Genomic DNA, 14399 nt, shown 5'->3' with positions numbered 1-14399 from the left:
CAGCTCTTTTCGATGGGGCGAGTAATCGCAGTCCCAGTCCCAGGACGTTGCGAACTTAGTCTGCTGCTTTTCTCCATAATAAAAAGCTAGCTCAAAACGCCTTCTAAGCACAGAAGGCGTTTTTACTTTAGGAAGGTGTGATGAACCAATGCTAAAGCTATTACTGATCGCAGCTGATACTTCTCGCTTTACAAATAATAATTATGCTGCTTTGGAGCAGGAATTAGCAAAAATAACAAATTTGATGGTGTATCGAAAATCTGGACCAATCAATAAAATATTACGCAGGATCCCTGACAAACCGGATTTTATTTTAATTATAAATGATGTAGGAAAAACATTTGTCCCTGTTGTTACCGGCTTAGCTGATATTGACACGCCTGCAGGTCTGATGGTAAATGATGCACATCGTTTTGTGGAACAAAGAAGAAGATTTATAGTGCGTAATCAAATCAAGACATTCTTTGTCATATGCCGGCATAATTTTTACCAGCATTACCCTCACCAAAAACAGCATCAGGTGTTTTTTCTCCCACAATTCGCGAATACCTCCATCTTTAAAAACTATGGCAGTGTAAAAGCAATTGATTTAATGATGCTGGGAGAAGTTTCTTTTCCGCAAATCTACCCGTTGAGAGAAAAGATATTACAGCATTATCAAGGAATTCCTCATTTTTATCATCGTCCTCACCCGGGATGGCGAGATTTTACAAGCGAACAGGCGGAGCAATCATTAATTGGCGAAAATTATGCCAGGACCATCAATCAGGCGAAATTGTTTTTTGCCTGCGGCTCCGTACGTCAGGTTGTGACTTTTAAATATTTTGAGGTGCCGGCGTGCCGCACCTTGTTAATGGCGCCGACCTTACCAGAGCTTGAGGAGATTGGCTTGATACCGGGAAAGCATTTTGTGGATATAAACGAGGAAAACTTTTCGGAAAAAGCGGCATACTATCTGCAACATCCGAAAGAACGGGAACAAATAACCGAAGCTGGCTGGCGCTTTGTTCATAATCATCATTCAACCGCTCATCGGGCAGAGCAATTAACCCGCCAGATAACGAGCATATTATAAGGCCTTACGTTAGCTTTTATTTTAAAAACCCATCAAAAAAATAGTGAGTCTGCCTTTACAGGAGAGCTCACTATTTTTCATTTTTTCTGGGGGCTGTCCCAGATCCATCCCTAAAATTAGTGTTTTTGAATATGTTCCATTCCTTTTGTACCTCTTTCCAGATTGTTGCATTAATAAAGAACTTACACTGTAATAACATTTGCCTTGATAAGAATTTGTTCAATTTCACTGAATGACATTAATTCATCATCCGATTGGTATCGGGTGAAGCCTGCCTTTGGTAAGCCGGCATACCTTTTCTTCACCTCTTCGGAAGCATTGTCTGGCAAAATAACATAGTAATTTTCATCATATTTATAAGCGTTCCGGGATTCCGAATTTGACACTAATACTTCATGGATTTTCTCACCTGGACGAATGCCAATTTCCTTCATATGAATTGCTTTTTCAGCAAAGTGTTTTTCTAGAACACCAATTAAATCGACAATCTCACATGCTTTCATTTTCATAACAAATATTTCCCCGCCAACGGCTTTTTCGGAAGCATATATCAGTAAATCAATGGCTTGCGAAACCGTCAGGAAAAAACGCGTCATTTCTCTGGATGTAAGCGGCACGGTGTGATGCTTGACAATCTGTTCTTTAAAAAACGGAATCGCACTGCCATTTGTCCCAATAACATTGCCTCCGCGGATGCAGACAAAGCGCGTATGATCGCTTAATTGGTCAGCCTGAATGATTAATTTTTCTCCGATTGCTTTTGTCAGTCCATAAAAGTTGACTGGTTCCACTGCTTTATCTGTGGAAACGTCAATGACTTTCTTCACTTTTTGGTTTAAACTTGCTTTGATGATATTCTCCGTTCCGTTTACATTGGTTTTTAACGCTTCTAAAGGCTGTTCTTCACATATGGGTACATGCTTCAGTGCGGAAAGATGGAATAGATAGTCCACATTTTTTGCTGCTTCATTTACCGCTTCAAAATCTCTTACATCTCCAATCACAAATTTTAAGCAAGGATTATCCAGGAATTCTCTTTTCATTTTTACCTGAGCAAATTCATTACGTGAAAAAATCCTTATTTCCTTCGGTTGAAATGAAAGCAGCTTTTTGACAAGTTCATGTCCCCAGGAACCGGTTCCTCCGGTAATCAATATCGTTGTATTTTGAAACACATTTAAACACTCCTCCAGGAATAATGCCTATTGTTTTTATCATCAGTATAATAGATACATTAGAACACCACTGATGACTTGGATGACAGGAATTTCCCTCAAACAGGTTTCAACGTTCGTTTATTCCCTGCTTAGTTACTGGCATCATTACATTCAAATAGGTTCTAAATCAATTTATGAAAAAACTGGTAGACTGTACATGATAGACGTTTAAATAAAGATAAAAGAGGCAGCTGCTGCGGGTCCAAATTTGCTGTCCGTATAGTTAGAGCCTTTCATTAGATGCTGACCATTTTGCATATGACGAACCATCCTATTAAAAATGCTGGAAGATTAGCGAGGCTAATCAGCTAGATTAACAAGACTATTAAATTGTTTAGAAGACCGTTGATTTCCAGTGATATATCCAGCGCAGTCCTCCGTTTATATTAATCACTGATGAGGTATCCTTTCATTCTCAAATAAGAAATGATTGTCTGTACCGATTTCTCTATACTCTCTACATCCGTACTCACTGTAATTTCCGGCTTCACCGGAGCTTCATAAGGTGCATCGATTCCAGTAAACCCTGTAAGCTTACCAGCACGTACTTTTTTATAAAGCCCTTTGGGATCACGCAATTCACATGTTTCGATACTTGCATCTACAAATACCTCAATAAATTCCCCATGTTCCATCAGGTTACGTACATCATCACGATCTGCACGATACGGTGAGATGAATGCTGTCAATACAACCAATCCGGCATCTGCCATCAGCTTGGATACTTCCCCAATCCGGCGGATATTTTCTTTACGTTCTTCCGGTCCAAAGCCAAGGTCTTTATTCAATCCATGGCGGATATTATCTCCGTCCAAACGATAAGTCCGGACACCTAAGTGATGCAATTCTTTTTCCAGTTCAACTGAAATAGTCGATTTTCCAGAACCTGATAGCCCGGTGAACCATATTACAGCACTCTTATGGTTATTCAAACGCCTCCGATGTTCTTTTGTTACTTTCGAATAATGCCATTTTATATTTTCTGATTCGGGCATAAACAATTCCTCCTAAAACCATTGTTGATAAATAATCAAAACAGACGTCACCATGACGATTAGACTTAGCGGAAGTCCTGCTTTTACGTAATCTGTAAACGTATATCCGCCAGGGCCATATACAATCAGATTTGTCTGGTAACCGATTGGTGTAACAAAACTTGCCGAAGCGGCTATCGCAATAAGGACAGCTATTCCCATTGGATCGACTTGAAGTGTGTGTGCCATTTCCATTCCAATCGGAAGCATGATAACAGCCGCTGTGCTATTGCTTATCATTTCTGTGAACAAATTCGTCAAGAAATAGATCATAAACAATATAATCAGCAGCCCCAACGGCTTACCAATGTCCAACAAGACATCTGCGATCCATTCCGCCAGTCCTGTTTTTCTCATCGCTGCGCCAATCCCGAATGAACTGGCAATCAGCAATAAAACATTGAAGTGAACATATTTTTTAGCTTCTTGAGGTGTAATAATTTTCGCAGCCAAAAATACTAATACGGCTAATGCCATCGCTTTAAACATACTGAGCCATCCAAGAGTAACTGCCCCAATCATCCCGAGCAGCATGAGAATGGAAAACCAGCTTTTTTTTGCACTCTGTTTCAGGACTGCGGGGGTATCCAATGAAGATACAACAAAAAAATCATTCGACCGCTGGTATTTCTCAACAAAATCTGTTCCGGTCAAAAGCAATAAGGAATCTCCGGGCTTCAAAACGATATCCCCAATTTTGCTCTTAATCCGTTCATTATTCCGGTGTACTGCAATGACCCCAGCATCATACCGTGAACGAAACTGGGACTGTTTAATGGACTTGGATAATAGGGATGACTGGTCGGAAACCACAGCATCCACTAAATTGATTTTTCCATCCTTCAAATCATCCAGATCAATATTCGTCCCTGTTTCCAGCTCCAACCCTTTTATCTTTTGCAGGTCGGCAATGGTGGAAATCAAGCCGGTAAAAATCAAGCGGTCCCCTACTTGAATAACCGTTGTGGATCTGACCGGTGAAATCCGTTCCTTCCCGCGGATAATCTCAATCAGATAAAGTCCTTTTAAATCTCGCAGGCCGACTTGCTCTACACGCTTGCCAGGCTTCCCGAAAGCTTCTGTTACTTTCATTTCCGCAATATATTCCTTCGGTTCTTCCTTCAGTCTCTGGCTGAAGCCTTTGTTATCCGGCAGCAATTTATATCCGATTGTAAATAAATAAATGAGCCCGACCAGCGTGACTGGAATACCAACGGCAGCTAAAGTGAATAACGAAAACCCCTCGAGCCCAAAATCCAGCAGCAAACCATGAATAACAAGATTGGTAGACGTTCCCATTAGCGTTATCATCCCGCCCAGAATGGTAGCATATGACAATGGGATCAAAAACTTTGATGGAGCGATTCCGCGGTCTTCACACCATTTTTTAATAATGGGGGTGAGGGTCACCACAATCGGTGTATTATTCAAAAAAGCCGAAAATGCCGACGTCGGCACAAAAAATCGCATCATTGAATCTCTGGGGCTACGACTGTTTCGCAGCCATTTTTCCATCATTTGATGGATCAAACCGCTTTTCTGTACCACACCCGCAACAATGAATAATAACGCAACTGTCAGCATTCCTTCATTGGAAAAGCCGCTCAATGCTTCCTCAGCTGTCAATATGCCGGATAGCATCAATATAACCAGCACGGAAAAAATAACCATGTCTGGCCGGGCGACTTCGAAAACCAGTGCAGCAAACATGGCCAGAAGTAAAATCAGAACAAACATCATTTCCAATGTCATTGGGTATCAGACCCTCTTTTCATACATGTTCAAAAAGATTATTTTTGAACATGATTTATTGTTTTCGCTCCATTCCTTTAATTAGTACATCGGCAACCTCAGGACGTGAAAACTCTTTTGGCGGACGTTTGCCATTACGGAGCATATCGCGCACCTTTGTACCGCTTAAATGAACATGATTTTCCTTGCCGTGCGGGCATGTTTTTCCAGATGCCATATTTTCACAGACCTTACAGTAAAACGCATGCTCAAATGAAAAAATCTGAATACCGAGTTCTTCTTCATATTGTGCCATCAGCAGTTGTGCATCGTACGTTCCGTAGTAATCACCGACACCGGCATGGTCACGCCCTACAATGAAGTGCGTGCAGCCGTAATTTTTGCGGACAATGGCATGCAATATCGCTTCTTTCGGCCCTGCATAACGCATGGCGGCTGGATAGATAACGAGGCGTACACGGTCTTTCACATAGTAATTTTTCAAAATCACTTCGTAGCTTTCCATCCGAACATCAGCTGGAATATCATCCGACTTGGTTTCGCCGACAAGCGGGTTCAACAGCAGCCCGTCTACCGCTTCAAGAGCAATCTTTTGAATATATTCATGAGCCCGGTGCACCGGATTACGTGTCTGGAAACCAACGATTGTTTTCCAGCCTAAATCTGCAAACATTTGCCGTGTTTCGGACGGATCCATATAATACGCTGCAAATTGGCTGTGATCCGGACGCTGAAGCAGTGTGATCGGTCCGCCAAGATAAACTGCTTCTTTTTCATACACTTTCTTCACACCTGGATGTGCTGCATCCGTTGTTCCATAGATATGGAGCGCTTCCTTCTTTTTATCGTAAGCATACTTCTCCTCCAAGGTGATGGTTCCATAAATGATGCCATCCTTCCCTTTAAGAGCAATTTGTTCACCAATATTAAAAAGGCTAGTCTGTTCTTCTGTTGCCGGCAATGTAATCGGAATACTCCAGATTGTGCCGTCTGCAAGACGCGTATGCGCAACAACATTTTCATAATCAGCCTGCCCCATAAATCCGATCAGCGGACTAAATCCTCCTGTTCCAATCAACTCTATATCAGATAGCACCCAGGAATTCACCGTCATGGATGGAAGACTTTTCGCATTTCTGATTGCTTCCTCCTTTTTCTTTCCTGTTAACTCACGGCAGACTAACCTCCCGCCGTGTGGCTGGTTGACCATAAAATAACCTCCGAATTCCAATTTTATTAAAGTAATATATTAACAACAGTATAGGTCGAAATGGTGCGTGACATCATTTTTAGTCACAAATAACGCCAAAATAAGCCTCTGAGGCATCATTAGAATAATTAAAAGGAATAGAATACCCCGGCTATCAAGCCAGGGTATCTTTTATCCCTCTATTCTCCCAAAATGGGAAGCTCATATAACGAACCTTCATTCAGTGAAAGTTTCACGGATTATTCTCCATGAAATAATCTTTTCTACGCCGCTAAAGGAAAACGGGCGAAGTTGATTGCATCTACTGAAATATATATTTTGACATTATCTCCATAACCGCTTGTCACATCGATAACCAGGGCTAAATCTGCAGTAACTGTGGAAAGAATACCTTCGATCAAATTATTATCCGTAGCTACTTCGACCCTTGATCCAATTCGATTTGCCAATTCAGCAGCAAACGTCGCTTGAAACATTTAAACTCCTCCTTTACGAATTACTGACAAATTCAATTTTTTCAATTCGGACCAGCGCCTGTGCACCAGAAGCTTCAATAATTACAACATAATCATCCTGAACGGAAAGCAGCGTTCCAGAGATTGTGTCAAAAGGAGTAGTGACCTGCACTTGTTCGTTTACTAAGCCTAGCAGGACTTCTCTAATGTTCGTCGGCGTGCTGGGCGGTGTCGGTTTTCCTCCTCCCCAGTTACCAAAACCCAAATTTAGATTATTATTAGAATCGAGACTAAACCCTGGTAAATTCAGGGAAAAGTTATTACTTAGTGTGCTGTCATTATTGCTATCATTGGCGCTATTGGCCGTAACTAAATTTTGTGATAACTGGTTTAACAAATTTACTAACCTTCTTTGCCGTTCTGTTAAATTAGCCAAGCTTGTTCATTCCTTTCCATGATGTTTTTGGGGGCGTCTTTTCAGTAATTAGAAAACCCACAACATAATTGAGAAATCAACTGCTCCTTGCTTACAGCTGATATCCCTCCTCATTTATTCCTTTTAGCGTCACCACCCAGACGGGCTGTCCTCACCATTTGGGTACTGCTTTGCAAGGAATTTGCTATTTGTGCGTCTACGCATGAAATCTCGACGTATTCCGAAGATTGAATGATTCCCCATTCTGCTGTAACTTTACTTGCCATGGTTAGACTGTATCCCCTCTTATGCAGCAGTTATACCAGAGTGTTTGTCCCAGTATTTAGAGTCGTTATTGCTATATATCAGAGCAACATTCTTTAAGCCTCTCCCCTTACTTAATAGGAAGCGGAATGGACTTTTTCAGAACAACGTCTGTTTCATGTTATAAATAACACTCCTTTCATTTAGATATAAAATAATTTATGTTCTTTTTAATCGGTTAGATTGTACACATTCATTAAAATATCGTTTTTTGTACACAAAGGGCTGGACGAAAATCATAAAACGAAACTGCATTCTATTTTCCATGATATTTTTATAAGCATAAGATTAGAGAAAAAGGAAATCATTAAAATGGGATACCTATCATTGAAGTGAGGTGATAGCAATGAAATTCAAAAAACTGACTATATGTATGATTACTTGCATCCTTTCTGCGGGAATGTTGTTTGGATGCGGTACTTCGCAAGATGAGCAGCAGCAAGACAAACCATTTGAACATCCTCAGCGGGACGATTGGGGCGGTAAAGGAAATCAATAATGAATATTCATGAAGCCTCATTTAAGGTTTGATGGCTTCATGAATTAGAAAGTAAGCTTATTTGAGCTCTTAACTAAACAGATTTCATGTCTCCCATTAATTTGAAGTGATTGTTCATAGACCTTGGAGATTACAGGACCTTGACCGTTTTAAAGAACTTGGAATTTGATTATGTTTTTCCATTTTTTCAAGAAAAAATTATCCGAAACCGCAATATCCTTTAAATTTATTTTTAATATCTTCCTTCTATATACACCACGCTTAGGAATTGGTGGATTCTCCCCCGTCTACATGAAGCACTTGACCAGTGACATGCCTGGAATCATCTGATGCCAGGTAAACAAAGGTCGGCGCTACTTCAAAAGGCTGAGCCATCCGGCCAAATAAATTCCCTCCAGTCAAGGCATTTTCATCTGCAGAAAAGCTTGCTGGAATTAGTGGTGTCCAAATTCGTCCCGGGGCAATCGCATTGACGCGAATCTGTCGTTTAGCAATGTTTTTGGCTAAAGAACGTGTCCATCCGACAATAGCTCCTTTGGTAGCCGCATAATCCATTAATAAAGGCTCTCCTGCATAAGTAACTACAGAGGACGTTCCGATAATGGAGCTGCCCGCTTTTAAATGAGGCAGTGCTGCTCTCGTAGTGTAAAAATGCGAGTAAATATTCAATTTGAAGGTTTGATCAAATTGTTCATCGGTAATTTCAGTCACATCATTTTGCTGAAATTGAATCCCGACATGGTTACATAGTACATCCAATTTATTAAAATGATTTATCGTTTCCATAACAATATGTTCACACTGCTTTTTTTCACGTAAATCTCCTGGTAATAATAAGCATTTCTGGTCAAGCTCCTCGATCCTTCTTTTGGTCCGGTTAGCATCCTCGTGCTCATTTAAATAGGCAATGGCAACGTCAGCGCCTTCTTTCGCAAAAGCAATTGCTGCCGCTGCGCCCATCCCGCTGTCTCCACCTGTTATCAGCGCAACCTTTCCTTTTAATTTCCCACTGCCCTTATAATTGGGATTCTCAATAATCGGTTTGGGCACCATTAATTTTTCAACGCCCGGCTGAACCAACTGTCTTTGCTCCGGTTGTGTAAGAGGCACCTCTTCGTATTGCGTAATTTTACCGTATATCGGGTAATACGGATAAGGATCTTCTATTTTATTTTCTTCAAACCATTGCTGGTATGCCCGAATTTGTTTTAGCGCTTCCTCTGATAAGGATAGATCCCGGTCATTATTTTTGTTTTTCATAACGATCTCTCCCTCCTTTTCATAGGCTATGATTAGGCGGCTGCATATGTGAAGCAATACGGCATTTAGGCCCTTTCGTTTCCCATGCATATGTAAAACACGCCCCGTAAAACAACATAGAATTTTACAGAAGGAGGCAGTAAGTTGGAATTTGAATTTTACCCTAAGGTCAAACGCTTATTAGAAAATAAAGCAGAAAAGCTGGAAATGCACTATTTGAACTATAGCTGGAAAACACCGTCGATTAAAATCAGACCGCCATATTATACCGATCCTGTATATGAACCTTTTTATCCGCATATTCATTGAAGTAAATATTATAGAAATGATATTGAGAGAAAAAGTCTTAACTGAAAGATTACAGATATTTGCGATAGACGAATGAAATGAATCGGCTTTAAAGAAAACTTGGCATTCGTTAAAGAGAGTCTTGAAAGCGTATTTTGCTTTCTTAGAATCCCTTATACTCTGGAGTGCAAGCCTTTTGCGAATGCCTTAGTTGGGATTGGAGGTGGGGCAAGTACTGCGATTACTCGCCCCATCCAAAGCACTGCCCTTATACTTTATTCCTTGAATTCTTTATACTTCTTAATGTGTAATAAAAAAACATGGCATTTACTCCTAAATATTCGTGAGTAAATGCCATGTCTTTTTCGTCATATCTTGACTATAGGTCTTTCTTAATTTGTTCTATTTCTTGTGCTGTTAGTTCTGTTGCTTCCTTTATTTGTTCTTCATCTATTTTTAACAGAAGTAACTTTTTAGCTACTTTTATTTTTTCTTCTTCCATACCTTCATTTCTTATTTTTTCGGCAATAGACATTAGCCGTTTCCTCCCTTCTATTGTTAACCGCTCCTTTACAGTCTCCACTGACAAGTTATCACGAACATGTAAGAGATAAATCATTATTATACGACTTAGAAGAGTATAACAAGTAATTCATAATTTAATCAAAATTCTTTTTCATTCACTTCAAATAAGGCAAGATCGTATCCAGCACTTTTTGAACCTCAGCTGCTTGCTCAGTATATAATTTCTTAGCTTCCGAATCATCTGTCTGTAGTGAAAACCCCTCTAAATCAGCCTGTATTTTTTTTAGCGAAGCTGCTAGCAGTGGTCTTTCTTCTACCTCCGTTTTTGTATATTGGTCCTCATATAAATCAACATACAAGCTGCCGCGAGAATCAATTTGAGCTAAAAAAACATCTCTTACCTCTTCAGCTCCTTGCTTTTGGATTTCTCCTATTAACCATTCCTTCGAGTAACCAAGATTCTCCAAACTCTTTTTCATTATTTTACCGTCCATAATTAAGATGGCAGGACCATGCTCCTGTTCTAATGGAACGCCTAATGTCTGCGGAGTAACCGGCTGTTGATTGGTCTTCAACATAACACTCAGCTCTCCATTTGTTTCTAAAACAGCCATTTCTACATCAGAAACTTTAAACGTTCCTTTTTCCCTTAATAGCATTAATAACTCATTAATTGTTACTAGACTCTTCTTCATATTCTTATCTAATACCTCGCCATTTCGAATTAATATCGTTGCTTTGCCATCTGTTATCTTTGAAAAAATAATTGATTTCATCCCAAGGTACGCTAGAATAATCGGGAAAAACCCCCAAATAGTCAGTGACACTAATCCATTAATAATTTTTACATTCTGGTCCACTGACAACGTAGCAGCTATGGAACCGATAGTAATTCCCACACAATAATCAAAAAAAGTGAGCTGTGAAATTTGCTTTTTTCCCATCATCCGCGCCATTAAAAATAATAAAAAGAAAGCAGCTATGGAACGGATTAGTACCAATACAATTTCAGGCATCTCCTATCCCTCACCTTTCTAAAATACGTAATATATTAGTATTATCGGACAAACTATAGATAACAATTCATTAAATAAGGAGAATGAGAAATGAAGAAGCAAATAATCATTTTTACGCTTTTATTCATCGTCCTTTCCGGATGCGAAAATCAAGTCGGAGGAAATTATTTCTTTGACCACATTGATCAGCTGGAACAATCTTTAGACGAACCAAAATGGGATGAAATTACGACTCTAGCGGAAGAATTAAAAACTATTTTCAAAAATCACAAATGGAAAATCCAATTAATAGGTGATGAGGATGAGTATGAAGGATTGCATGAAAGTATTAACAATCTTATCGCGGCAGCTAAGGAAAATGATTCAACAAGTACCAGGCTTGAACTTGCTACTGTCAGATCATTTTTGGAGGATATTTATTCCTTATAATTCAAATTGGCAACACAGCTACACGACACTTATTAAAGAAAAAAGGCCTCTCTTACATGCAGAGAACCCTTTTTCTTCCTTATAATATACTTCTGTCCCAGAAGCGATGCGCTGCAATTGCATCAATGAATTGCTTGGAAAAATCATCTGGCTGCTGCTTATTGATAACAACACCCGTTTTACTTGGTAATTGCTTTTCTTTAAACCACTGCTCCCCTTCGTTCGAGACAGCAATCGGTTTGAAATGATCAAAGGCTTCCTGCATAAACATTTTAGCCTTTTTCTCAAACATTTTATCTGCTTTCATTCCTCCGGCAATATACACAGCATCAAAAGCAACCGACGAATCCGTAAGAAAGGTATGCTTCGCTTTAAGTGTACTGTTGTCATCTGCTGTGATAGAGCCCAGTCTGTCACTTAATATCGCAACTTGAACCTTGGCTGCTTGCAGATTCTCAATAACTTTTTTTACCTCCGCCCCATTAAATCCATCTGAAATAATAACAGCTGTTTTACGCGTTTCTGCTAACTTTGGTGTGTTCTCCTGACTTAATGCAGGCGATGCTTTAGTTACTTTGCTTTGAATATTTGCAGGCGGTACGCTCACATCAAGTTTTTGTGCAATCGCAGCAGCCAGCCCGTGATCCACTTTACCGAACATATCGACAATCTTTTGTTGCACCGGCTTATACTGTACTTTTCCAACTTCAAAACTAAATCCATCAATAATATGCTGCTTTTCTGCATTACTCATGCTATTCCAAAATAATTTGGCTTGACTGAAGTGGTCTTCAAAGCTTTTACTTCGGGATTGAATTTTTCTTCCCTCAATCTTTTCCTGATAGTGGGCAAACCCGCCATTCTTTTCATCTACTGTATGCGGTGAATTACCTGCTAAAGCATTATTTCGATAAGAGACTTGCCCCTTATTGATCGTTTGTCTGTGAAACCCATCCCGCTGGTTATTATGGAACGGACAAACAGGGCGGTTAATCGGTATCTCATGAAAGTTTGGGCCGCCAAGACGGAGCAGCTGGGTATCAGTATAGGAAAATAAGCGTGTTTGCAGCAACGGATCATTCGTAAAGTCGATTCCAGGTACAACATTCCCCACATGAAAAGCAACTTGTTCATTCTCTGCAAAAACATTATCTACATTTCGATTTAAGGTCATTTTTCCAATAATACGGACAGGAACATCCTCTTCCGGCCAAAGTTTCGTGGAATCAAGAATATCAAAATCAAAGTTAAACTCTTCTTTTTCTTCTAAAATTTGGACACCTAGCTCGTATTCCGCATAATTCCCCATATTAATGGATTCCCACAGATCACGGCGGTTAAAATCAGGATCTTTCCCGCCTAGTTTTTCCGCTTCATCCCACACAAGGGAATGAGTCCCTAATACCGGTTTCCAATGAAACTTAACAAAATGAGCTTTGCCCTCATCGTTCACAAATCGAAACGCATGAACACCAAATCCTTCCATCATTCGAAAGCTTCTGGGAATCGCCCGATCACTCATCAGCCACATAACCATGTGTGCACTCTCCTGATTTTGTGAAACCCAATCCCAAAAAGTATCATGAGCACCGCTTGCTTGCGGCATTTCATTATGCGGCTCAGGTTTGATGGCGTGGACAACATCAGGAAATTTCATACCATCTTGAATAAAAAAGATAGGAAAATTGTTGGCAACTAAGTCAAAGTTTCCTTCCTCTGTATAGAATTTCGTTGCAAATCCTCTAACATCTCTGGGGGTATCCTTAGAGCCGCGTGAACCGACAACCGTAGAAAAACGGGTGAAGACTGGGGTTTTTACATTCGGATTTTGCAAAAATTTTGCTTTCGTATAAGGTTTCATCGATTCATATAACTCGAATTCTCCATGAGCAGAGAAGCCGCGTGCGTGCACAACACGTTCCGGGATTCGCTCATGATCGAAGTGGGTCATTTTTTCACGGAAATGGAAATCTTCCATTAAGGTAGGGCCTCTTTCTCCGGCTGTTAAAGATTCCTCATCCTCCGATAATTTCACACCTTGATTCGTGGTCAGCTCTTTATCCTCGCTATCCGCACTCCGAAAATATTCTAATTGTTCATTTTTACTATTTGCATTTATTTTTTTATCTTCATTTATCATATGGTCGAACTCCCTTTCTAAATGTCGTGTCATTGCTGAACCTTTTGTTCCGAAAAAAAGTCTAAAGAGCAGGAAAGAAAAAGAATTTGATTTAGCTGTTCAAACATCCATTCTCGGCGGCTCCTCCATCCAGCCATTATTCAAAGACTCGCATTCAAATCATTACGCATACTGAAATTAGCACCAAAGCTTTGAGTGCCAAGAGATACGTTACAAAAAAAGAAGGTTGTTATCATCATATAAGTTTATCTGAAAAAGGTGCGGATGTTGAACTTGTCACAGTGCCCCCGGAGGTACCTGGCGCTTGAATATCATCCCGAAGAAGAATTTCCCCCGTCTCATTTAAAATTTCTTTGGAAAGTTCCTTGGTGCATCCAGGTACACATCTTCATGCGTAAATCCTTTGGGGGGCTGCGCTTTCCGCTTGAATCATCATTTCCATTTCTTCGACTTTGGGATGAAGTGCTTCTCATAACCCTGACGTGAGTTTTCGGGATTTTTCATTCTCTGCTGTTTCTATAAAATATTCCAAATATCGAAGAATCAATATTTTTTATTGGTATGTCATCCATAGAGCACCGAGTTCTGAGGAAGTCATTTTGGTTTATTGGGCATTAGTGCATTGCCCCCTCTATATTTATTGTTCGATTTAAAAAGTAGTATTTAGTTTTTTATGAATGTATACATATTACGGCACATGAGCACCGTAATAAAAATTCCATCTATAGTTAATAAGGAAACAGTTTTTATAACTGCCTCC

General features: G+C 39.9%; 14 protein-coding genes. 4 read left to right on the top strand and 10 right to left on the bottom strand.

Annotation, left to right across the window (positions count from 1 at the left end):
* Window positions 1-148: 148 nt before the first annotated feature.
* A complete protein-coding gene (locus BN997_RS15725) occupies window positions 149-1075 on the top strand; it encodes a glycosyltransferase (RefSeq protein ID WP_042533629.1) in 927 nt (308 codons plus the stop codon).
* 182 nt (window positions 1076-1257) lie between these two features.
* Here BN997_RS15725 and BN997_RS15720 read toward each other — a convergent pair whose 3' ends face one another.
* From BN997_RS15720 to BN997_RS15695, 6 genes are all read right to left on the bottom strand, one after another.
* Window positions 1258-2250, bottom strand: coding sequence for a polysaccharide biosynthesis protein (locus tag BN997_RS15720; RefSeq protein WP_042533628.1), 993 nt, complete (start codon window positions 2248-2250; stop codon window positions 1258-1260).
* Window positions 2251-2678: 428 nt separating this feature from the next.
* On the bottom strand, window positions 2679-3287 hold the full coding sequence (gene cysC, locus BN997_RS15715; protein ID WP_042533627.1) for an adenylyl-sulfate kinase: 609 nt from the start codon (window positions 3285-3287) through the stop codon (window positions 2679-2681).
* A 12-nt stretch (window positions 3288-3299) separates the two neighbouring features.
* On the bottom strand, window positions 3300-5078 hold the full coding sequence (locus tag BN997_RS15710) for an SLC13 family permease (RefSeq protein ID WP_042533626.1): 1779 nt from the start codon (window positions 5076-5078) through the stop codon (window positions 3300-3302).
* A gap of 55 nt (window positions 5079-5133) precedes the next feature.
* The gene (gene sat / locus BN997_RS15705; protein WP_042533625.1) at window positions 5134-6288 is read right to left on the bottom strand and encodes a sulfate adenylyltransferase; all 1155 of its coding nucleotides are present in this window, start codon (window positions 6286-6288) and stop codon (window positions 5134-5136) included.
* 263 nt (window positions 6289-6551) lie between these two features.
* Entirely contained in the window at window positions 6552-6764 is a 213-nt protein-coding gene (locus BN997_RS15700) for a hypothetical protein (protein WP_042533624.1), read from the bottom strand.
* Between the two features lie 13 nt (window positions 6765-6777).
* Entirely contained in the window at window positions 6778-7179 is a 402-nt protein-coding gene (locus tag BN997_RS15695) for a DUF2642 domain-containing protein (protein ID WP_042533623.1), read from the bottom strand.
* Window positions 7180-7828: 649 nt separating this feature from the next.
* Here BN997_RS15695 and BN997_RS23270 point away from each other — a divergent pair.
* Entirely contained in the window at window positions 7829-7981 is a 153-nt protein-coding gene (locus BN997_RS23270; RefSeq protein ID WP_175297052.1) for a hypothetical protein, read from the top strand.
* A 261-nt stretch (window positions 7982-8242) separates the two neighbouring features.
* Here the strand turns inward: BN997_RS23270 and BN997_RS15690 are convergent, their stop codons facing one another.
* The gene (locus BN997_RS15690; protein ID WP_042533622.1) at window positions 8243-9241 is read right to left on the bottom strand and encodes an SDR family oxidoreductase; all 999 of its coding nucleotides are present in this window, start codon (window positions 9239-9241) and stop codon (window positions 8243-8245) included.
* A 144-nt stretch (window positions 9242-9385) separates the two neighbouring features.
* Here BN997_RS15690 and BN997_RS23265 point away from each other — a divergent pair, with 144 nt between their 5' ends.
* Window positions 9386-9550: a hypothetical protein gene (locus tag BN997_RS23265; RefSeq protein ID WP_175297051.1), complete on the top strand. Its 165-nt coding sequence runs from the start codon at window positions 9386-9388 to the stop codon at window positions 9548-9550.
* Window positions 9551-9908: 358 nt separating this feature from the next.
* On the opposite strand, the gene BN997_RS23260 is transcribed toward BN997_RS23265, so the two are convergent.
* Together BN997_RS23260 and BN997_RS15685 are read right to left on the bottom strand one after the other, a co-directional pair.
* Window positions 9909-10064 (bottom strand): hypothetical protein, encoded by a 156-nt coding sequence (locus BN997_RS23260; protein ID WP_175297050.1) that lies wholly within the window; start codon window positions 10062-10064, stop codon window positions 9909-9911.
* Between the two features lie 145 nt (window positions 10065-10209).
* A complete protein-coding gene (locus BN997_RS15685; RefSeq protein WP_042533621.1) occupies window positions 10210-11070 on the bottom strand; it encodes a DUF421 domain-containing protein in 861 nt (286 codons plus the stop codon).
* Window positions 11071-11160: 90 nt separating this feature from the next.
* Here BN997_RS15685 and BN997_RS15680 point away from each other — a divergent pair, with 90 nt between their 5' ends.
* The gene (locus BN997_RS15680; protein ID WP_042533620.1) at window positions 11161-11499 is read left to right on the top strand and encodes a DUF4363 family protein; all 339 of its coding nucleotides are present in this window, start codon (window positions 11161-11163) and stop codon (window positions 11497-11499) included.
* A gap of 79 nt (window positions 11500-11578) precedes the next feature.
* Here BN997_RS15680 and BN997_RS15675 read toward each other — a convergent pair whose 3' ends face one another.
* Entirely contained in the window at window positions 11579-13639 is a 2061-nt protein-coding gene (locus BN997_RS15675) for a catalase (protein ID WP_042533619.1), read from the bottom strand.
* Window positions 13640-14399: the final 760 nt, after the last annotated feature.

The sequence above is a fragment of the Oceanobacillus oncorhynchi genome (assembly GCF_000821065.1).
GTDB lineage: Bacteria > Bacillota > Bacilli > Bacillales > Amphibacillaceae > Oceanobacillus > Oceanobacillus oncorhynchi.
Note: the sequence above shows the minus strand (reverse complement) of the source record. Positions and strands in the feature narration are given on the sequence as shown.

Bases quoted from the DNA above. Each gene is read 5' to 3' on its own strand.
- BN997_RS15725 (WP_042533629.1), top strand. From the start codon at position 149: ATGCTAAAGCTATTACTGATCGCAGCTGATACTTCTCGCTTTACAAAT.
- cysC (WP_042533627.1), bottom strand. From the start codon at position 3,287: ATGCCCGAATCAGAAAATATAAAATGGCATTATTCGAAAGTAACAAAA.
- BN997_RS15710 (WP_042533626.1), bottom strand. From the start codon at position 5,078: ATGACATTGGAAATGATGTTTGTTCTGATTTTACTTCTGGCCATGTTT.
- sat (WP_042533625.1), bottom strand. From the start codon at position 6,288: ATGGTCAACCAGCCACACGGCGGGAGGTTAGTCTGCCGTGAGTTAACA.
- BN997_RS15700 (WP_042533624.1), bottom strand. From the start codon at position 6,764: ATGTTTCAAGCGACGTTTGCTGCTGAATTGGCAAATCGAATTGGATCA.
- BN997_RS23270 (WP_175297052.1), top strand. From the start codon at position 7,829: ATGAAATTCAAAAAACTGACTATATGTATGATTACTTGCATCCTTTCT.
- BN997_RS15690 (WP_042533622.1), bottom strand. From the start codon at position 9,241: ATGAAAAACAAAAATAATGACCGGGATCTATCCTTATCAGAGGAAGCG.
- BN997_RS23260 (WP_175297050.1), bottom strand. From the start codon at position 10,064: ATGTCTATTGCCGAAAAAATAAGAAATGAAGGTATGGAAGAAGAAAAA.
- BN997_RS15685 (WP_042533621.1), bottom strand. From the start codon at position 11,070: ATGCCTGAAATTGTATTGGTACTAATCCGTTCCATAGCTGCTTTCTTT.
- BN997_RS15680 (WP_042533620.1), top strand. From the start codon at position 11,161: ATGAAGAAGCAAATAATCATTTTTACGCTTTTATTCATCGTCCTTTCC.
- BN997_RS15675 (WP_042533619.1), bottom strand. From the start codon at position 13,639: ATGATAAATGAAGATAAAAAAATAAATGCAAATAGTAAAAATGAACAA.